This is a genomic window from Pseudomonas sp. GW531-T4 (assembly GCF_017349615.1).
In the GTDB taxonomy this organism is placed as follows: Bacteria; Pseudomonadota; Gammaproteobacteria; order Pseudomonadales; family Pseudomonadaceae; genus Aquipseudomonas; species Aquipseudomonas chlororaphis_I.
Genome location: NZ_JACMZT010000043.1, coordinates 1 through 18,953 on the forward strand (window position 1 = coordinate 1; position 18,953 = coordinate 18,953).

Genomic DNA, 18,953 nt, shown 5'->3' on the forward strand with positions numbered 1-18,953 from the left:
CGACACCGTGCGCGCCTTCTGGAAAGGCGACGACGGCCAGCTCGCCGACTTCGCCGCGCGCATGACCGCCTCCGGCGAGATGTTCAACCAGCGCGGCCGGCGGCCTTATACCTCTGTCAATTTCGTGACCGCCCACGATGGCTTCACCCTGCACGACCTGGTGTCGTACAACGACAAGCACAACGAAGCCAACGACGAGGACAACCAGGACGGCAGCAACCACAACCTGTCGTGGAACCACGGCGTCGAAGGCCCCACCGACGACCCGCAGATCAATGCGCTGCGCCTGCGCCAGATGCGCAATTTCTTCGCCACCCTGCTGCTGGCCCAGGGCACGCCGATGCTCGTCGCCGGCGACGAGTTCGCCCGCACCCAGCACGGCAACAACAACGCCTATTGCCAGGACAGCGAAATCGGCTGGGTCAACTGGGACCTGGACGACGACGGCAAGTCGCTGCTCAAGTTCGTCAAGCGCCTGGTCAAGCTGCGCATGGCCTATCCGATCCTGCGCCGCGGACGCTTCCTGGTGGGCAACTACAACGAGGACATCGGGGTCAAGGACGTCACCTGGCTCGCCCCAGACGCCAGCGAAATGACCATCGAACAATGGCAGGACAGCCATGGTCGCTGCCTGGGCATGCTGCTCGACGGCCGCGCCCAGGAAACCGGAATCCGCCGCCCCGGCGCCGACGCGACCCTGCTGCTAGTGGTCAACGCCCATCACGACATCGTCAACTTCTGCCTGCCGGAAGTGCCCGATGGCGGCTTCTGGACCTGCATGCTCGACACCAACCAGCCTTCGGTGAAAGGCCAGGAACGCTTCGAGTTCGGCCACCAGTACTCGGTGACCGGGCGCTCGCTGCTGCTGTTCGAACTGCAGCACGAGGGAGAGGATTGAGCAGCCTGTTGGCCAGGTGCCAGATGGTGTGGCGGGCAGCGGCGGGCCCATCAGACAAATGTACGATGGTGCCAAACGTCCATTCCCCGCTATCTTGAGCACCTGAGCGTCGCCACCAGAAAAAAACCGCTGGCCCCTGCGACGGCGGCCAACGGCTGTGTATGATTGATCACTCTTGCAGGACGGCAATCCAAGGTATGGAGCGCCGGCACCCGAACCGACGCCGGGTGCGAACCCAAGCGGCCCGGTTCATCACCGCACGCCGACTGCCCCGGAACAAGGATGTGACACCCATGAGATCCATACCCCTGAGCGACAACTGGCCGGAGCAGGTCTGGAACGGCGCCCGCCAACTGCTCGACGTCCCCCCCATCAACCTTGCCAGCCTGGTGCCGCCCGGCTTTCGCGCGGTGGTCATCGCCCCGCACCCCGGCGACGAAGTGCTGACCTGCGGCGGCCTGCTGCAGGTACTGGCCCACCACGGCCATCCGCTGCAACTGATTTCCGTCACCGACGGCAGCGCCAGCCACCCCGGCTCCGACCTGTGGTCCGAGCGGCGCCTGAGCGTGTTCCGCCCCCAGGAAAGTGTCGAGGCCCTGCGCCGCCTGGGCTTGCCCCTGCACAGCCTGCAGTGGATTCGCGGCGGTTTTGCCGACAGCGGCCTGCAGGAACGCGAGCACCAGCTGAGCCAGTTCATCGGCCGCTACCTGCGCCCCGATGACGTGGTGTTCAGCACTTGGCGCGAAGACGGCAACGACGACCACGACGCCGTCGGCCGGGCCAGCGCCAAGGCCGCGGCCCAGGCCGGCGTGGCATTCCACGAAGTGCCGGTATGGGCCTGGCACTGGCCGGCGCGCGATGAGCACCTGCTGCCCTGGCACCGCGCCCGCAAGCTGCGCCTCGACACCTGGACCGTGGCCCGCAAGCGTCATGCGGCGCATGCCTATGCCAGCCAGTTGCAGGGCGACCCGGGCATTGGCCTGGCCCCGACGCTGACGCCGGTGGTGCTGGAGCGGCTGCGCCAGTCCTACGAAATCATTTTCATGTAGGGCTGCCCGCTGCAGGCAGACCGGGGAAAAACCTGAACTGACCGGCAAAGTGTCAGTCGCATGAGTAACCGCCCTGATTACGAGGAGTGAGCGTGAGCACCGATTCAACCAGGCGCCCGGTCACGTCGGCAGCGCCAGACGAAACCCCGGCGATCCATCGCCTGCGCATCCTGACCGTCAATACCCACAAGGGCTTCACCGCCCTGAACCGCCGTTTCATTCTCCCGGAGCTACGTGACGCGGTCCGCAGCACCCAGGCCGACCTGGTGTTTCTCCAGGAAGTGCTGGGCGAGCACGATCGCCACGCCAACCGCTACAGCAACTGGCCCCAGCAGTCGCAATACGAGTTTCTCGCCGACAGCATGTGGAGCGACTTCGCCTATGGGCGCAACGCGGTCTATCCCGACGGCCATCACGGCAACGCCCTGCTGTCGAAATACCCGATCCGCCAGTACCGCAACCTCGATGTCTCGATCACCGGCCCCGAGCGCCGCGGGCTGTTGCATTGCGTGCTGGATGTACCGGGGCATGCCGAAGTGCACGCGATCTGCGTGCACCTGAGCCTGCTGGAAAGTCATCGCCAGCTGCAGCTGGCGCTGTTGTGCCAGTTGCTCGAGTCGCTGCCGGACGATGCGCCGGTGATCATCGCCGGCGACTTCAACGACTGGCAGTTGCATGGCAACGCCACCCTCGCCCGTCGCAACGACCTGCACGAAGCCTTCGAACGCCACCATGGCAGCCCGGCCAAGACCTACCCGGCACGCTGGCCGCTGCTGCGCCTGGACCGCATCTACCTGCGCAATGCCAGCAGCCACGCGCCGAAGATCCTCGGGCACAAACCCTGGACTCATCTGTCGGATCACCTGCCGCTGGCGGTCGAAGTGCACCTCTGAATATCCACTCGAACATTCGCCGTGCACCGCCGGCGATTGTCACCAATACTCGACCACTCTCATTCCGACGCTGCCCATAGCGTCAGGGCGCTGTCTGGTGTGTTTACCAAGGAGTCATCCCATGAGTGACAAACCCGTGATTGTGCTGGTCCATGGTTTCTGGGGCGGTGCCGCCCACTGGAACAAGGTCATTGTCGAGCTGTTGCAACGGGGCTACACGCGAATTCGCGCGGTGGAGCTGCCGCTGACCTCGCTGGCCGACGACGTCGAGCGCACCCGCAAGCTGGTGGCCCAGCAGCAAGGCCCGGTGCTGCTGGTCGGGCATTCCTATGGCGGCGCGGTGATCACCGAGGCCGGCCTGGCACCGAATGTCGCGGGCCTGGTGTACATCGCCGCCTTCGCCCCCGACGCCGGCGAAAGCCCGGGCAGCATCACCCAGCAGCATCCGCCGGTGGCCGCGGCGAACCTGCAACCCGACAGCGACGGTTACCTCTGGGTCCAGCCGGAGCTGTTCCATGAAAGCTTCTGCCAGGACCTGCCGGAGCAGGACGGGCTGGTCATGGGCCTGACCCAGAAGGCGCCGCTGGCCAGCACCTTCGGCGACCCCATCGGCACCCCCGCCTGGAAGCACAAGCCGTCCTGGTACCAGATTTCCACCGAGGACCGGATGATCGCCCCGCAAAACCAGCAGCGCATGGCCGCGCGCCTGGGGGCGAAAAAAATCATCAGCCTGGCCGCCAGTCACGCCTCCCTCGCCTCCCAGGCCAGCGAGGTCGCCGGGCTGATCGACGAAGCGGCCAGCGAGCTGGCCAAGGGCTGACACCGTCCCTGGCACAGGAAAATGACCGACTCGCGCACACGGGCGAGTCGGTAGCGGGCTACCGAAAATCGCTTTCTCTCGCCTTTCTTGACGTTTTTCCGCGCAAACAAGAACTTAGAGAAACGCTTTTTTTCAGTCGGTTACAACGCCTAAATCTCCTACGCCGCTGGTCGGTCATTTTCTTGACGGCTTCCCTGTCGTCTCCTTAGCTACAGCTTACTACCCCCGGAAATACAACCAGGGGCAAGCCTCGGATACCTGCTCTAGAGCGGGTCGCCGAGCCTTGCCTCAACGAACTCGGTCGCCCCTCATTCGGGGTAGGAGAGACGCCACGGCGAGACACGGCATGCGATTGCAAGGTAGCCCTCCATGAAAACTTCACTCACCCCACAAGAGATCAAGATCATTCTGTGCACAGTTTCCGCTTCGGTATTGCTGTGTTCTTCCATGGAGGTACAAGCATCCCCTGCCGAGGATGAGGCGCAGCTCTGGTATCGCCAGGACCTGCTCCTGAACCGCCTGTTGACACCCGCGACATCCGCGACGCCCATGCCGGCCAGCCAGCCCATGGGCAACAGCCTGGGCATCGTGCAAGGCAGCCCGCAGGTCTGGGACCCGTCGTACGGGCCCGCGGCGCGGCAGACCGAAGTCGGCTATCTCGGTTCGCGTTTTGCCAGCAGCATCAACGGTACGCCCGGCGGCTCGGTGCTCTACACCCTGGAAAGCAGCAGCGGGCATACCCAGCGCATCGGCCTGTTGGGCGGCCAGAGCCAGTTCCAGGCCAACAGCCAGGGAATGCCCGGCGGTTTCAGCGACCCGCGTAACGACAGTTTCAGTGTCCAGGGTCAAAGTCTTGGCGCGTTCTGGAGCCTGACCGGCCCGCAGGGCTGGCACGTCGACCTGTCGGCCAGCGGCGCCCGGGTCAGCGGCTTCAGCCGCACCGAGCAAGGCCAGCGGCAAGCCGCCGAAGGCAGCGCGGTGACCCTGTCGGTGCAAGGCGGGATTCCCATCGGTATCAGCGACAACTGGGTGGTCGAACCCCAGGCGCAATTGATCAACCAGCGCGTCAGCCTGGACAACCCGAATGCCGACAGCAGCACCCGCTCCGCCGGCAACCTGAACGCCTGGAGCGGCCGCGTCGGGGCCCATCTGCAAGGTCGTTATGACGTCGCCGGGCACTCGCTGGAACCCTATGTGCGCACCAGCTTGTGGCACACGGTGTACAGCGGCGATGTGCTGACCCTGGACAAGGTCGACAAGATCAGCAGCAGCCACAAGTCCTCCACAGTTGAAGTCGGCCTGGGCCTGGTGGCCAGGATTACCCCCGTCGTCAGCCTGTATGTGAGCGCCGACTACAGCAGCGACGTGGACGACAACGACCTCAACGGGCTGATCGGCAGCCTGGGTGTGCGGATGCGCTGGTAAAAACCTGCGTAGCCGCTGCCGCAGGTTGCGATCGGCGGCGCAGCCGAGGCAAAGGAGGCGTCGGCAATACGCGTTGTCCGGGTTGCGGGCTCTGCGAGCCCGATCGCAGCCTGCGGCAGCGGCTACAGGGGATTGGGTTCTCAAGGACAAACTGATGATGCCTGAGCGGGCCTTATCGCGAGCAAGCTCGCTCCTACAGGATATATAGCGTCCTTGTAGGAGCGAGCTTGCTCGCGATCCGCTGCGCGCAGCGGTCAGCCCTCGGGCTGCAGGATCAGCACCGCCAGCGGCGGCAGGTTCAACACCAGCGACAACGCCTGGCCGTGGCTCGGCTCATCCTCGGTGAAGGCCCCGCCACCGTTGCCATAGTTGGAGCCGGCGTAGGTGTCGGAGTCGCTGTTGAGCAACTCGCCCCAGCGCCCGGCGAACGGCACGCCGACCCGGTAGGCCTGGCGCGGCACCGGGGTGAAGTTGGCCACCACCAGCAGCGGCTTGCCCTCTTTGCTCCAGCGCAACCAGGCGTAGACGCTGTTGATCGCGTCGTCGCCGATCAGCCACTGGAAGCCCTGGGGCGCGTCGTCCTGGTCGTGCAGCGCCGGATGCTCGCGGTACAGCCGGTTGAGGTCGCCCACCAGTTTCTGCACGCCACGGTGCTCGGGGTATTGCAACAGGTACCAGTCCAGTTGCTGATCGTGGTTCCACTCGCGCCACTGGCCGAACTCGCAGCCCATGAACAGCAGCTTCTTGCCCGGGTGGGTCCACATGAAGCTCAGGTAGGCCCGCAGGTTGGCGAACTTCTGCCAGCGATCGCCGGGCATCTTGTCGATCAGCGAGTGTTTGCCGTGCACCACTTCGTCGTGGGAGATTGGCAGGATGAAGCGCTCGGACCAGGCATACACCAGGCCGAAACTCAGCTCGTTATGGTGATGGGCGCGGTACACCGGGTCCTGCTGGATGTAGTGCAGCGAGTCGTGCATCCAGCCCATGTTCCATTTATAGGCGAAACCCAGGCCGCCCTGCTGGGTGCTCTGGCTGACGCCGGGCCAGGCCGTGGACTCCTCGGCGATCACCAGGGCTCCCGGTGCCTCGAGGGACACCACGTCATTCAGGTGACGGAGGAAATCAATGGCTTCGAGGTTCTCGCGCCCGCCGTGGCGATTGGGCACCCACTCCCCGGCGTTGCGCGAATAGTCGCGGTAGAGCATCGAGGCCACGGCATCCACCCGCAGGCCGTCGACATGGAAATGCTTGAGCCAGTGCAGCGCCGACGCCAGCATGAAACCGTGGACCTCGGTGCGCCCCAGGTTGTAGATCAAGGTGTCCCAGTCCTGGTGGAAACCTTCCAGCGGGTTGCCGTATTCGTACAGTGCGGTGCCGTCGAACTGCGCCAGGCCGTGGGCGTCGGTGGGAAAGTGCGCCGGCACCCAGTCGAGGATCACGCCGATGCCCGCCAGGTGGCAGGCGTTGACGAACGCCGCGAAGTCGTCGGCGCTGCCGTAGCGGGCGCTGGGGGCAAACTGCGACAGCGGCTGGTAACCCCAGGAGCCGCCAAAGGGATGCTCCATGATCGGCATCAGCTCGATATGGGTGAACCCCAGGTTCTGCACGTAAGGGATCAGGCGCTCGGCCAGTTCGTGCCAGTCGTACTGGCGCGCCACCTCGCCCAGATCGTCCACCTCGCATTGCCAGGAGCCGGCATGCAGCTCGTAGATCGACAGGGGTGCGTCCGCGCGCTGGCGCTCGCCCCGGGCCTGCATCCAGTCGAGGTCCTGCCAGTCGATGCTCAGCGGGCTGGCGACTTTCGAGGCGGTGTCCGGCGGCAGCTGGGTGGCCAGCGCCACCGGGTCGGATTTCAGCGGCAGGATGCCGTGGGCGCCGAGGATTTCATATTTGTAGGCTTCGCCCGGGCCCAGGCGCGGGATGAACAGCTCCCAGACCCCGGACGGATGACGCAGGCGCATCGGGTGCCGCCGCCCGTCCCAGACGTTGAAGTCGCCGACCACCGAGACCCGCCGGGCATTCGGCGCCCAGACCGCGAAACGCACGCCGTCGACGCCATCCACGGTTTTCAGCTGCGCGCCGAGGCAGCTACTGAGGTCGCGGTGGTTGCCCTCGGCGAACAGGTACAGGTCCATCTCTCCCAGCAACGGGCCGAAGCTGTAAGGGTCTTCGCCGATGTGCTCGCCACCGGCCCATTGGGTGCGCAGCAGATAGGGCTGGGCCTGGGCAAAATGCCCGACGAACAGCCCCGGCACCTCGGTGCCCTCCAGGCTACCCAGCACGGTAGTGCCATCGCGGGCCAGCACCTGCACACTCAGGGCGCCCGGCAGGAAGGCACGAATGAATTGGCCACCGGCGTCGTCGCCATGGGGGCCGAGTACGGCAAAGGGATCCTGGTGCTCGGCACGCACCAGCGCCTCGACATCCCGGGCGCCGGGCATTGCCTGTTTGACCTCACCCTGTTCCTTGTTCGAGAAACTCATGACTGCTCTCCACCACTTTTTGTATCGGAAAAGGGTTTCACATCACTCAACCTTCATATCACTCAGCAGCGCCTGCAGCCCGCGCAGCGGTACCGCGAGCCAGGCAGGACGGTTTTCCGCTTCATACACCACTTCGTAGGCTGCTTTTTCCAGGCTGAACAAGGCCAGCGCGGCGTCCTCCCCGTTTTTGTCCTGCCAGGCATGAGCAAGACTAGCTGTCGCCAGCCGGTACGCCTGGACAAACGACTCGCGGGCTTCGTGCAGATAACGCTCGGCAACCCGCTGCCGGGCCGCCAGGGTGTGGGCCGAAGCGTCGAGGCTCTGGCCGCTGAGGGCCAGCGCCGCGGCATAGTCGAAGGAGCGCAGCACGCCGCTGACGTCCTTGTACGGGCTGTGCTTGCCCCGGCGCTCGTCCAGCGGCCGCGCCGGTTCGCCCTCGAAATCGATCAGGTAGGCATCGCCCTTGATCACCAGCACCTGGCCCAGGTGCAGGTCGCCGTGGACGCGCATGCGCAAGCCGCCGACCGCCTGTTTCGCCAGGCCCTGGATATGCGCCAGGATCGCCTGCTTGTGTCGGGTCCATGACGCCACGCGCTGTTGATCCTCGGCCGTCAGCTCGGCGTGATGCTGCTGGAGCAAGTGCAAGGCGCGTTCCAGCTGCGCGCCGATCTGCCTGGCCCAGGCCTGGGCATCCTTGTCCGTGCTCGGCTGCGCGCGAAAGTCCGGGTTGGCGGTCGGCGCCGCGAGGATCTGGTGCATTTCCCCCAGGCGCTGGCCGAGCATGCCGGCAAAGTCGCGCAACTCGCCCAGGGCGTTGTAATGCTGGTCCTGCTCGGACATGGCGTCGGCCAGTTCGTCGCGGATCGCCCGCTCCAGGTTGTTCTGGGTCCACTCCCAGGCGTCGCCCTGATTGCTCAGGTAGCCCTGGGCGATCATCAACAGGCTGTCGCCCTGCCCGTCCCGACGAATCACCGAACCGAGCAAGGGTGAAATGTGCTGGAAGCCGGCGGCGGTCAGGTAGGCGCCCATCTCCAGTTCCGGGTGCACGCCGCTGGCCACCTTGCGGATCAGCTTGAGCACCAGGCTGCCACCGATCACCACCGAGCTGTTGGACTGCTCGGCGGACAGGTAGCGCACCTCGGAGTCCGCGCCCAGGCCGAGCGCGGCCAGCTGCTGCGTGGCCTCGAAGCGGATCTCGCCCTCGCCACAGGGCAGTACGGTGTGCGTCTGGATCGCCTGCAGGACATTGTGGACAAAACTTTCCAGGGCGAAGGCGTCGGTGATCAGCCCCACCTGGCGACCCCGGCGAACCCGGGCCAGGGCCAGTTGCTGCGGCAGCGCGGCGCCGATCTGCTCTTCGCCGAGCAGGCCGAACGGCAGTTGGTAGCGCCCGCTCTGGCCGCCGCCGCTGACCTCCAGCTCGCTGAGCAACACCGGATGCTGCGGATCGCCGAAGCGCACGCCGTAGGCGATATGCACCTGTTCGATGGCGCTGTCCTTGCCGGCGAACCAGCGCCGCTTGGGCAGCCAGGTCGGTAGCGAACTCTGCTCCAGAGTGGTGCGCGACGGCGCTTCGAGCAATTCCTCGAGGCGCTTTTTCAGCACCAGGGTGGTGAAGTCCGGCATGCTCTGGGCCGGCTCCACATGCCAGCTCGGCATCTGGTTTTCCGCCGCCAGGACGAACCAGTAGAAACCGTAGGGTGCCAGGGTCAGGAGGAAATTCAGCTGGCCGATCGGTGGGAAGGCGTTCCCGCCGAGCATCTCCACCGGCACCATGCCGGCGAACGCCGACAGGTCCAGCTCCGCCGCCTGGGCGCTGCGCGAGACGTTGGCCACACAGAGGATGATTTCGTGCTTGCCGTCGGGCCCGGTGTATTCGCGGGTGTAGGCGAGGATCCGGCGGTTGCTCGGCGACAGCATCTTCAGGCTGCCGCGGCCGAAGGCCTTGGACTGTTTGCGGATCGCCAGCATGCGCCGGGTCCAGTTGAGCAGCGAATGCGGGTCGCCGGCCTGGGTCTCGACATTCACCGACTGGTAGCCGTACAGCGGGTCCATGATCGGCGGCAACACCAGGCTCGCCGGGTCGGCCCGGGAGAAGCCGCCGTTGCGGTCGATCGACCATTGCATCGGCGTGCGCACGCCATCGCGGTCGCCCAGGTAGATGTTGTCGCCCATGCCGATCTCGTCGCCGTAATACAGGGTCGGCGTGCCGGGCATCGACAGCAGCAGGCTGTTGAGCAGCTCGACCCGGCGCCGGTCGCGCTCCATCAGCGGCGCCAGGCGCCGGCGAATCCCCAGGTTGATCCGCGCGCGGCGGTCGGCGGCGTAGTAGTTCCACAGGTAGTCGCGCTCGCGGTCGGTGACCATCTCCAGGGTCAGCTCATCGTGGTTGCGCAGGAAAATCGCCCATTGGCAGTTGGCGGGAATCTCCGGGGTCTGGCGCAGGATGTCGGTGATCGGGAAGCGGTCTTCCTGGGCCAGCGCCATGTACATGCGCGGCATCAGCGGGAAGTGGAAGGCCATGTGGCATTCGTCGCCGTCGTTGCCCTTCACATCGCCAAAATACAATTGGGTGTCTTCCGGCCACTGGTTGGCCTCGGCCAGCAGCATGCGGTCCGGGTAGTTGGCATCGATCTCGGCGCGGATCTGCTTGAGCACGTCGTGGGTCTCGGGCAGGTTCTCGTTGTGGGTGCCGTCGCGCTCGATCAGGTAGGGAATGGCGTCCAGGCGCAGGCCGTCGATGCCCATGTCCAGCCAGTAGCGCATCACCGACAGCACCGCCTTCATCACCTGCGGGTTGTCGAAGTTGAGGTCCGGCTGGTGGGAATAGAAGCGGTGCCAGAAGTACTGGCCGGCCACCGGGTCCCAGGTCCAGTTGGATTTTTCGGTGTCGAGAAAGATGATCCGCGTGCCGTCGTACTTCTGATCGTCATCGGACCACACATAGAAATCCCGCGCCTTGGAGCCGGCCTTGGCCTTGCGCGCCCGCTGGAACCAGGGGTGCTGGTCCGAGGTGTGGTTGATGACCAGCTCGGTGATCACCCGCAGCCCGCGCTTGTGGGCCTCGGCGATAAACCGCCGGGCATCGGCCAGGGTCCCGTAGTCCGGACTGACGCCGCGGTATTCGGCGATGTCGTAGCCGTCGTCGCGGCGCGGCGAGGGGTAGAACGGCAGCAGCCAGATGGTGTTCACACCCAGGTCGGCGATGTAGTCGAGCTTGGCGATCAACCCGGGAAAGTCGCCGATCCCGTCGTTGTTGGAGTCGAAATAGGATTTGACGTGAACCTGATAGATCACCGCGTCCTTGTACCAGAGCGGGTCCTTGATGAAGGTGGCTGACCTGGTTTTCTTCGCCATGGGTAACTCCTGAAAAATTCATTGGTCCGTGGCTGTGTCACTGCCCTGTAGCCGCTGCCGAGCCCGCGAGGCTGCGCCAAGGCCCGCAGGGCCTTCGACGGCCTCAAGAGCGCGTCCCGTTCCGGGCCGATCGCAGCCTGCGGCAGCGGCTACACCGATCGCGCCTGTAGCCGCTGCCGAGCCTGCGAGGCTGCGCCAAGGCCCGCAGGGCCTTCGACGGCCCCAAGAGCGCGTCCCGTTCCGGGCCGATCGCAGCCTGCGGCAGCGGCTACATCGATCGCGCCTGTAGCCGCTGCCGAGCCCCGCGAGGCTGCGATAAGGCCCGCAGGGTCTTCGACGGCCCCAAGAGCGCGTCCCGTTCCGGGCCGATCGCAGCCTGCGGCAGCGGCTACACCGATCGCGTCAAGCAACGCTGATACGCCAGATGCCGAACGGTTGCTGCCAGGGTTCGATCCGCATGAACTGGGTCTTGCCGTACCAGGTCCAGCGATGGCCGTTCATCAGGTCCTCGCCCTGGGTTTGCGCATCGTCGGGCAGGCCCAGCTCCCACAGCGGCAATTCGAAATGCGCCTCCTGGGCGTTGAACGGGTCGAGGCTGACCGCCACCAGGATGAAGTTGCTGAGGTCGGCGGTACGCTTGCCGAAATACAGGATGTTGTCGTTCCAGGCGTTGTAGACCTGCAGGCCCAGGTGGGTATGCAGCGCCGGGTTCTGCCGGCGGATGCGGTTGAGCTGGGCGATCTCGGCAATGATGTTGCCCGGAGCGCTGAAATCCCGGGGGCGGATCTCGTACTTCTCCGAGTCGAGGTATTCCTCGCGCCCCGGAACCGGCGCCGACTCGCACAGCTCGAACCCCGAGTACATGCCCCACAGGCCCGAGCCCATGCTGGCCAGCGCGGCGCGGATGAGAAACCCCGGGCGCCCCGAGTCATGGAGAAAGAACGGGTTGATGTCCGGCGTGTTGACGAAAAAGTTCGGCCGGTAGCACTCGCGCCACGGCGACTGGTTCAGTTCGGTGAAGTAAGTCGCCAGTTCGCTCTTGGTGTTGCGCCAGGTGAAATAGGTGTAGCTCTGGGAATAACCGACCTTGCCCAGGCGCGCCATCATCGCCGGCGTGGTGAAGGCCTCGGCGAGGAAGATCACCTCCGGGTACCGCGCCCGCACATCGGCGATCAGCCACTGCCAGAACGGCAGCGGCTTGGTGTGCGGGTTGTCCACGCGAAAGATCTTCACCCCCTCCTCGACCCAGCCGACCACGATGTCGCGCAGCTCCAGCCACAGGCTGGGGATGGCCTCGATGGCATAGAAGTCGACGTTGACGATGTCCTGGTATTTCTTCGGCGGGTTCTCGGCATATTTGATGCTGCCGTCCGGGCGCCAGTTGAACCAGCCCGGATGTTGCTTGAGCCAGGGGTGGTCCTGGGAACACTGGATGGCGAAATCCAGGGCGACCTCCAGGCCGTGTTCGGCGGCGGCCGCCACCAGGCGGCGGAAATCCTCGCGGCTGCCGAGCTGCGGGTGGATCGCCTCGTGGCCGCCCTCTTCGCCACCGATCGCATAGGGGCTGCCCGGCTCGTCGGGGCCGGCGGTCAGCGAGTTGTTGCGGCCCTTGCGGAAGCTGCGGCCGATGGGATGGATCGGCGGGAAGTACAGCACGTCGAAACCCATGTCATGGATCATCGCCAGGCGCGAGTGCACATCATTGAACGTGCCGTGTCGGGCCGGATCGTCGGTGATCGAGCGAGGAAACAGCTCGTACCAGCTGGCGAACTGCGCGCGCTCGCGTTCCACGTCCAGCGGGTATTCCGGGCTCAGGCTCAGGTACGGGCGGTAGTCGGCCTCGGCCATCAGTTGTGCACTGCGTTCGTGCAGGAACAGCGCCACCTGCTCGGCTTCCAGCAGCGTCGCCAGTTCATGGTGCAGCGCCAGCAACTGCTCGCGCAGCGGCCCTTCGCTGCGCTCGGCGGCCTGCAACACGTGGCTGCGGCCCTCCTGCAATTCGAGGCTGACGGCGATGCCGGCCTGGTGTTTCTTCTGCAGGTCGTAGCAGAAGCTGGCGAACTGATCGATCCAGGCCTCGATGCAATACAGGTAGCGGCCCTGGCTGGGCACTGTGAACTGGCCTTCCCAGCTATTGTTGCCGAGGTCTTCCATGGTTTCGCTGTGCCAGTGGCTGTCGTTCTCGGCGCACCAGCGGATGCGCACGGCCAGCTTGTCGTGGCCATCGGCGAACACCTTGCTGCTGACCTTGACCACCTGCCCCACCACCGCCTTGACCGCGAACTGGCCACCGTCGATCAGCGGCCGGGTGTTCTCGATGACGATACGTGGCAGCAACAAGGCCTGCGACAGCGGCAGGTTCGGGTTGTATTGCAGTTCAGTCGGTCTTTTTTCGGCAGTCATCGAGCATCACTCCTTACGCCCCATGGACGCTCTGTTGCTGGTCTATTCCGGCGCGGCGCCATCTTTTGAGATCGGCCCTCGGTGTCGGCAACGTCCCGCGCGGATCAGCGAAGCACTTAGGTTCCGAGACACCAGGGCCGGGAAAGTTCACCCGGATTTGCCTCCCTTCGCGCCGGGAATCAAATCACCGGGTCGAGGGTCCACCTTGGGCGACTGTGCAAAACCAAGCACAAAGGAGGCCATGCCGATGAGTATCCCGATCCCTGCGGAAACACCCGATCCGAACATCGATCGCCCGACCTTGCCGCCAATCTTGCCCCCAACAGGGCCGCAACCGGTGCCCGAGGAAGATCCACCGGAAACGACCCCGCCGCCCAAGGAGGAGCCGCCGAGCGATCCGGCGCCGGTCATCGCTTGCGGTCACAGCATTACGCCCAAACCATGACAAGCGTAGACAATCGGTTGCCCGTCGCTGCCGTCGCCAACCCGTCGCGGGCATCCCTTCGTTGCTGGCGGCGAGCGTGTCCACAACGCTTCAGGGCGTTCCTTCGGGCGGTTCATCGTCGCCTTCCAGCTTGCGCACTATCCAGGGCATCACGCTGAAGACCGCCAGCGCCAGCAAAGTGCTGAGCACCGCCGTGGCTTCGCGGCCAACGCCCACCGAGACGCCGATCGCCGCGGTCATCCATAGCCCGGCCGCGGTGGTCAGGCCCTTGACGTGCCCTTCCTCGTCCTGCTTGCCCTTGAGAATGGTGCCCGCGCCGAGAAAGCCGATACCGGCGATCACCCCCTGCACCACCCGGCTCATGGCATCGGCCTGGGAGCCGGACATCTGCGGCACCAGCACGAACAGCGCCGCCCCCAATGCCACCAGCATATGGGTGCGCACCCCGGCGGCCTTGCCCTTGTGCTCGCGCTCGAAACCGAGAATGCCGCCCAGCAGCGCGGCGATCAGCAGGCGTACGGTGATCTGGGTGAGTTGCCGGGCATCGCCGATGTCGGCGAACTCGGCTTGCAGGGTGACCCAGACTTCATTCCACCAGGCGTTCATGCGCAGGTCCTTTTCCGTTCGGCGTCTTGTTGGCGGGCGGGCGACGCCCCTGGCGAGGCGGCCCTCCTTAATGAGAGGACAGCGACGCCAGGCAAAAGGTGCGATCTGCCGGCGGTCGACCTCGAAGGGCTGCGCATCTGCATCACCGAAGCAGAAGCCAACGCATTGACCGTAGCAGGCGCCACCGACGGCCGGCGCCATCTGCGCGCCAGCGACAGTGATTCGGTGATTTGACTGATCTGCATCACGGTATCCGCCACAGGCTTGTGCCAGACGCTGCTGGCGCCCGATATCGGGCGCTTTGCCGGGTATGGCAAGTTGTCGCAGGGCGGCCCTTCGCGGTCATCTGATCTGCTTTTTATTGCGATACCTGAGTCTGTTATGCAAACAGATCGCTGGGCATAGTTCATTGGCCTGATGGAGGCTGATGAGCGAACGACCATGAGCGAAAGAATCCCCGTCCGATTAGTAGAAACATTCGAGCCTGCGCGCCCAAAGACGAAGGCCAAATCCAGCGACAACCTGATCCACACCCGCAGCTTCACCGGCTTGTTCCGCACCCTGCGCATGAGCGGCGCGGGGTTCCTGTTCCTATTGTTCTTCGGCACCGTGTGGCTGAACTGGGGCGGCCGCCAGGCGGTGCTCTGGGACCTGGCGGAAAGCAAGTTCCATATCTTCGGCGCCACCTTCTGGCCGCAGGATTTCATCCTGCTCTCGGCCCTGCTGATCATCTGCGCCTTCGGCCTGTTCGCCATCACCGTGTTCGCCGGCCGCGTCTGGTGTGGCTACACCTGCCCGCAGAGCTCCTGGACCTGGCTGTTCATGTGGTGCGAGAAAATCACCGAGGGTGAACGCAACCAGCGCATCAAGCTGCAAGCCGCGCCCTGGAACCTGAACAAGCTGATCCGCCGTTCGGCCAAGCACACCCTGTGGCTGGCCATCAGCCTGCTCACCGGGCTGACCTTCGTCGGTTACTTCACCCCGATCCGGCCGCTGGCCGAGGAGCTGCTGACCCTGCAGATCGGCGGCGTCAGCCTGTTCTGGGTGCTGTTCTTCACCGGCGCCACCTACCTCAACGCCGGCTGGCTGCGCGAGGCGGTGTGCATGCACATGTGCCCTTATGCGCGGTTCCAGAGCGTGATGTTCGACAAGGACACCCTGACCATCTCCTACGACCCGGCCCGTGGCGAAATCCGTGGCCCGCGCAAGCGTGGCGTGAAACCCACCGATATCGGCCTCGGCGACTGCATCGACTGCCAGCTGTGCGTGCAGGTCTGCCCGACCGGCATCGACATCCGCGACGGCCTGCAGATGGAATGCATCGGTTGCGCCGCCTGCATCGACGCCTGCGACTCGATCATGGACAAGATGGGCTATGCCCGGGGCCTGATCAGCTACACCTCGGAGCACCAGCTGCAAGGTGGCAAGACCCACCTGCTGCGCCCGCGCCTGATCGGCTACAGCGCGGTGCTGCTGGTGATGATCGGCGCCCTGGCCCTGGCGCTGGTGGAGCGGCCGATGGTGTCGCTGGACGTCAGCAAGGACCGGGGCCTGTTCCGCGAAAACAGCCTGGGCCAGATCGAGAACATCTACAGCCTGAAGATCATCAACAAGACCCAGCAACGCCAGGATTACCGCCTGCAACTGGTGGACGGCGACGGCTTCCAGCTGCAGGGCAAGAGTGAAATCAGCCTGGCCGCGGGCGAGATCGTCGACCTGCCGGTGTCGGTGGCGATGATCGCCGACAAGCCGCAGAGCAGTTCCCAGGAGCTGAGTTTCAAGGTGGTCGACGCCGACCAGCCAGAGATCTACAGCGTGGCCAAGAGCCGGTTTGTTGCGCCCTTGAACCGTTGATCCCTTAGACTGGGCGCCGCTTTGCGGCTATCGCGAGCAAGCTCGCTCCTACCCGGCCCCCCGTAGGAGCGAGCTTGCTCGCGATAAATCCCTCAGCCACCGCAGCCCCCAACCCGAGCCGCCCCATGAAACGCTACGAAAAATTCGCCGACGACATCGCAGAACTGATCCGCTCCGGGGTGCTCGGCCCCGGCCAGCGCGTACCTTCGGTACGTTATGCCAGCCAGACCTATGGGGTCAGCCCGTCCACGGTGTTCCAGGCCTATTACCTGCTGGAACGCCGCGGCCTGATCCGCGCCCGGCCGCGCTCCGGCTACTTCGTCAACACCCATGCGCCCAGCCCGTTCTCGGAGCCGGTGATCAGCAGCCAGGTCAACGAGTCCACCGAAGTCGATGTCAGCGAACTGGTGTTCTCGGTGCTGGACTCGATCAAGGACCCGACCACCGTGCCGTTCGGTTCGGCCTTTCCCAGCCCGACCCTGTTCCCGCTGCAACGCCTGTCGCGCTCCCTGGCCAGCGCCAGCCGCGAGATGGACCCGCGCGTGGTGGTCACCGACATGTCGCCGGGCAACCCGCAGCTGCGCCGGCAGATCGCCCTGCGCTACATGGTCGGCGGGCTGATGCTGCCCATGGAAGAACTGCTGATCACCAACGGCGCCCTGGAAGCCCTGAACCTGTGCCTGCAGGCAGTGACCGAACCCGGCGACCTGGTGGCCATCGAAGCCCCGGCCTTCTACGCCAGCCTGCAAGTGCTGGAGCGCCTGAAACTCAAGGCGGTGGAAATCCCCGTGCACCCGCGGGACGGCATCGATCTCGGGGTGCTGGCGCAGACCCTGGAACGGCATCCGATCAAGGCCTGCTGGTGCATGACCAGCTTCCAGAACCCCATGGGCGCGACCATGCCCGAGGCGAAGAAACAGGAACTGGTGGAGTTGCTGCGCAGCCATCAGGTGCCGCTGATCGAGGACGACGTCTACGCCGAGCTGTATTACGGCCAGCAGGCGCCGAAACCGGCCAAGGCCTTCGACACCGAGGGCCTGGTGATGCATTGCGGCTCGTTCGCCAAGAGCCTGGCGCCGGGTTATCGCATCGGCTGGGTCGCCGCCGGGCGTTACGCACAGAAGATCGAACGGCTGAAGCTGATGACCTCGCTGTGCGCCTCGATGCCGGCCCAGGCGGCCATCGCCGACTACCTGCAACACGGCGGCTACGACCGCCACCTGCGCAAGCTGCGCTACGCCCTGGAAGAACAGCAAAGCGCCATGCTCGCCGCCATCGCCCGCTACTTCCCGGCGCAGACCCGGGTCAGCCAGCCGGCCGGCGGCTACTTCCTGTGGCTGGAACTGCCGGCGCAGATGGATTCGTTGAAGCTGTTCCAGATGGCCCTGGCCCAGGGCATCAGCATCGCCCCGGGACCGATCTTCTCGCCGACCCAGCGCTTTCGAAACTGCATCCGCCTCAACTACGGCAGCCCGTGGAACGAAGCGGCGGAAAAGGCCATGGAAACCCTGGGCAGGATCGTGCGGTCGTTCTGAAGCCGGGACGGTGTGGAATCTGTAGCCGCTGCCGAGCCTGCGAGGCTGCGATCGGTCGCGCAGCGACCGCAAATCCTGAACTTGCGATCTGTCTGGATAGACGCGCTGTCCGGCCTTGCGACTGCTGCGCAGTCGATCGCAGCCTCGCTGCGCTCGGCAGCGGCTACAGGGCTACAGGATCAGCGGCCGCCGCCGAGGTCGATAAAGGTCCCGGTGGAATAGGAGGCCTTGTCCGACAGCAGCCAGATGATTGCCTCCGCCACTTCGTCCGGGCGCCCGCCGCGGCCCATGGGGATGGCGGACTCCAGTTTGCTGACGCGGTCGGCGTCGCCGCTCAGGGCGTGGAAGTCGGTGTAGATATAGCCTGGGCGCACCCCGTTGACGCGGATGCCTTCACCGGCGACTTCCTTGGACAGGCCGATGGTGAAGGTGTCCAGCGCCCCTTTGGAGGCGGCGTAGTCGATGTACTCGCCGGGCGCGCCCAGGCGGGCGGCGACCGAGGACACGTTGACGATGCTGCCGCCCTGCCCGCCATGCCTTGGCGACATGCGCAGCACCGCGTGCTTGGCGCAGAGGATCGGTCCGAGCACGTTGGTCTTCATGGTCTTCAGAATGCGGAATTCGGACATTTCGTCGAGCCGCGACTTCTGCCCGACGGTCCCGGCGTTGTTCACCAGCGCGGTGACCCGCCCCAGTTCGGCATCGACCCGGTGGTACAGGCCAATCACTTCGTCCTCGATGCTGACATCGGCCCGCACGGCAATCGCCTGGGCACCCAGGCCGCGCACCTGCTCCAGTACCTGGAAGGCCGCCTGTTCGTCGGCCTGGTAGTTGATGCAGATGCGATAGCCCTGTTGCGCGGCCAGCAGCGCGGTGGCCGCGCCAATACCGCGACCGCCACCGGTGATGAGGATGACTTTGTCCATGCTGCCAACTCCCTCGCTGATCTTTGAACGCCAGCAATTAAACACCCTGGGGCCAGCGTTGCAAACCTTCTCGGGGCCGTCATCCGTCCCGTGGCTGATCACCGGTCGGCGTGTCTATCCAGGCAGGTCGCAGGCTTGGAGTTTGCGGTCGCTGCGCGACCGATCGCAGCCTCGCGGGCTCGGCAGCGGCTACAGGAGTCGGCTACAACGCGATCGATGTAGCCGCTGCCGCAGGCTGCGATCGGCCGGTACGGCCGTG

The 18,953-nt window shown here is 65.3% G+C and carries 12 protein-coding genes and 2 pseudogenes; 9 read left to right on the plus strand and 5 right to left on the minus strand.

Annotated elements, in window-relative coordinates:
* The 5 genes and pseudogenes from J4D28_RS25450 to J4D28_RS25470 form a co-directional block, all read left to right on the plus strand.
* Window positions 1-898, plus strand: a pseudogene (locus J4D28_RS25450) (glycogen debranching enzyme GlgX); the annotation flags it as partial.
* Between the two features lie 293 nt (window positions 899-1,191).
* On the plus strand, window positions 1,192-1,947 hold the full coding sequence (locus J4D28_RS25455; RefSeq protein ID WP_009048817.1) for a PIG-L deacetylase family protein: 756 nt from the start codon (window positions 1,192-1,194) through the stop codon (window positions 1,945-1,947).
* A gap of 92 nt (window positions 1,948-2,039) precedes the next feature.
* Entirely contained in the window at window positions 2,040-2,840 is an 801-nt protein-coding gene (locus tag J4D28_RS25460; RefSeq protein WP_016704743.1) for an endonuclease/exonuclease/phosphatase family protein, read from the plus strand.
* Between the two features lie 121 nt (window positions 2,841-2,961).
* Window positions 2,962-3,660 (plus strand): alpha/beta hydrolase, encoded by a 699-nt coding sequence (locus J4D28_RS25465; RefSeq protein ID WP_009048815.1) that lies wholly within the window; start codon window positions 2,962-2,964, stop codon window positions 3,658-3,660.
* 369 nt (window positions 3,661-4,029) lie between these two features.
* Window positions 4,030-5,085, plus strand: coding sequence for an autotransporter outer membrane beta-barrel domain-containing protein (locus J4D28_RS25470; RefSeq protein ID WP_038632166.1), 1,056 nt, complete (start codon window positions 4,030-4,032; stop codon window positions 5,083-5,085).
* A gap of 254 nt (window positions 5,086-5,339) precedes the next feature.
* Here the strand turns inward: J4D28_RS25470 and glgB are convergent, their stop codons facing one another.
* The 3 genes from glgB to J4D28_RS25485 all read right to left on the minus strand — a co-directional run bounded on the left by glgB (window position 5,340) and on the right by J4D28_RS25485 (window position 13,328).
* Window positions 5,340-7,568, minus strand: coding sequence for a 1,4-alpha-glucan branching protein GlgB (gene glgB / locus J4D28_RS25475; protein ID WP_038632164.1), 2,229 nt, complete (start codon window positions 7,566-7,568; stop codon window positions 5,340-5,342).
* 42 nt (window positions 7,569-7,610) lie between these two features.
* Entirely contained in the window at window positions 7,611-10,925 is a 3,315-nt protein-coding gene (gene treS, locus J4D28_RS25480) for a maltose alpha-D-glucosyltransferase (protein WP_103331635.1), read from the minus strand.
* A 402-nt stretch (window positions 10,926-11,327) separates the two neighbouring features.
* Window positions 11,328-13,328 (minus strand): alpha-1,4-glucan--maltose-1-phosphate maltosyltransferase, encoded by a 2,001-nt coding sequence (locus tag J4D28_RS25485; protein ID WP_009048811.1) that lies wholly within the window; start codon window positions 13,326-13,328, stop codon window positions 11,328-11,330.
* A 247-nt stretch (window positions 13,329-13,575) separates the two neighbouring features.
* Here J4D28_RS25485 and J4D28_RS30505 point away from each other — a divergent pair, with 247 nt between their 5' ends.
* On the plus strand, window positions 13,576-13,773 hold the full coding sequence (locus tag J4D28_RS30505) for a hypothetical protein (protein ID WP_103331636.1): 198 nt from the start codon (window positions 13,576-13,578) through the stop codon (window positions 13,771-13,773).
* A 90-nt stretch (window positions 13,774-13,863) separates the two neighbouring features.
* On the opposite strand, the gene J4D28_RS25490 is transcribed toward J4D28_RS30505, so the two are convergent.
* Window positions 13,864-14,379 carry an MgtC/SapB family protein gene (locus tag J4D28_RS25490; RefSeq protein WP_016704740.1) on the minus strand — a complete coding sequence of 172 codons (516 nt, stop codon included), beginning with the start codon at window positions 14,377-14,379 and terminating at the stop codon, window positions 13,864-13,866.
* 105 nt (window positions 14,380-14,484) lie between these two features.
* Between J4D28_RS25490 and J4D28_RS25495 the strand changes: the two are divergent.
* The 3 genes and pseudogenes from J4D28_RS25495 to mapR all read left to right on the plus strand — a co-directional run.
* Window positions 14,485-14,613, plus strand: a pseudogene (locus J4D28_RS25495) (DUF3203 family protein); the annotation flags it as partial.
* Window positions 14,614-14,820: 207 nt separating this feature from the next.
* Complete coding sequence (gene ccoG, locus J4D28_RS25500) at window positions 14,821-16,233, plus strand: cytochrome c oxidase accessory protein CcoG (RefSeq protein WP_016704739.1); 1,413 nt, start codon at window positions 14,821-14,823, stop codon at window positions 16,231-16,233.
* A 125-nt stretch (window positions 16,234-16,358) separates the two neighbouring features.
* Window positions 16,359-17,768, plus strand: a complete 1,410-nt coding sequence (gene mapR, locus J4D28_RS25505) for a GntR family transcriptional regulator MpaR (RefSeq protein WP_009048808.1) — start codon at window positions 16,359-16,361, stop codon at window positions 17,766-17,768.
* 179 nt (window positions 17,769-17,947) lie between these two features.
* Here the strand turns inward: mapR and J4D28_RS25510 are convergent, their stop codons facing one another.
* Window positions 17,948-18,694: an SDR family oxidoreductase gene (locus J4D28_RS25510; protein ID WP_103331637.1), complete on the minus strand. Its 747-nt coding sequence runs from the start codon at window positions 18,692-18,694 to the stop codon at window positions 17,948-17,950.
* Between the last annotated feature and the right edge of the window lie 259 nt (window positions 18,695-18,953).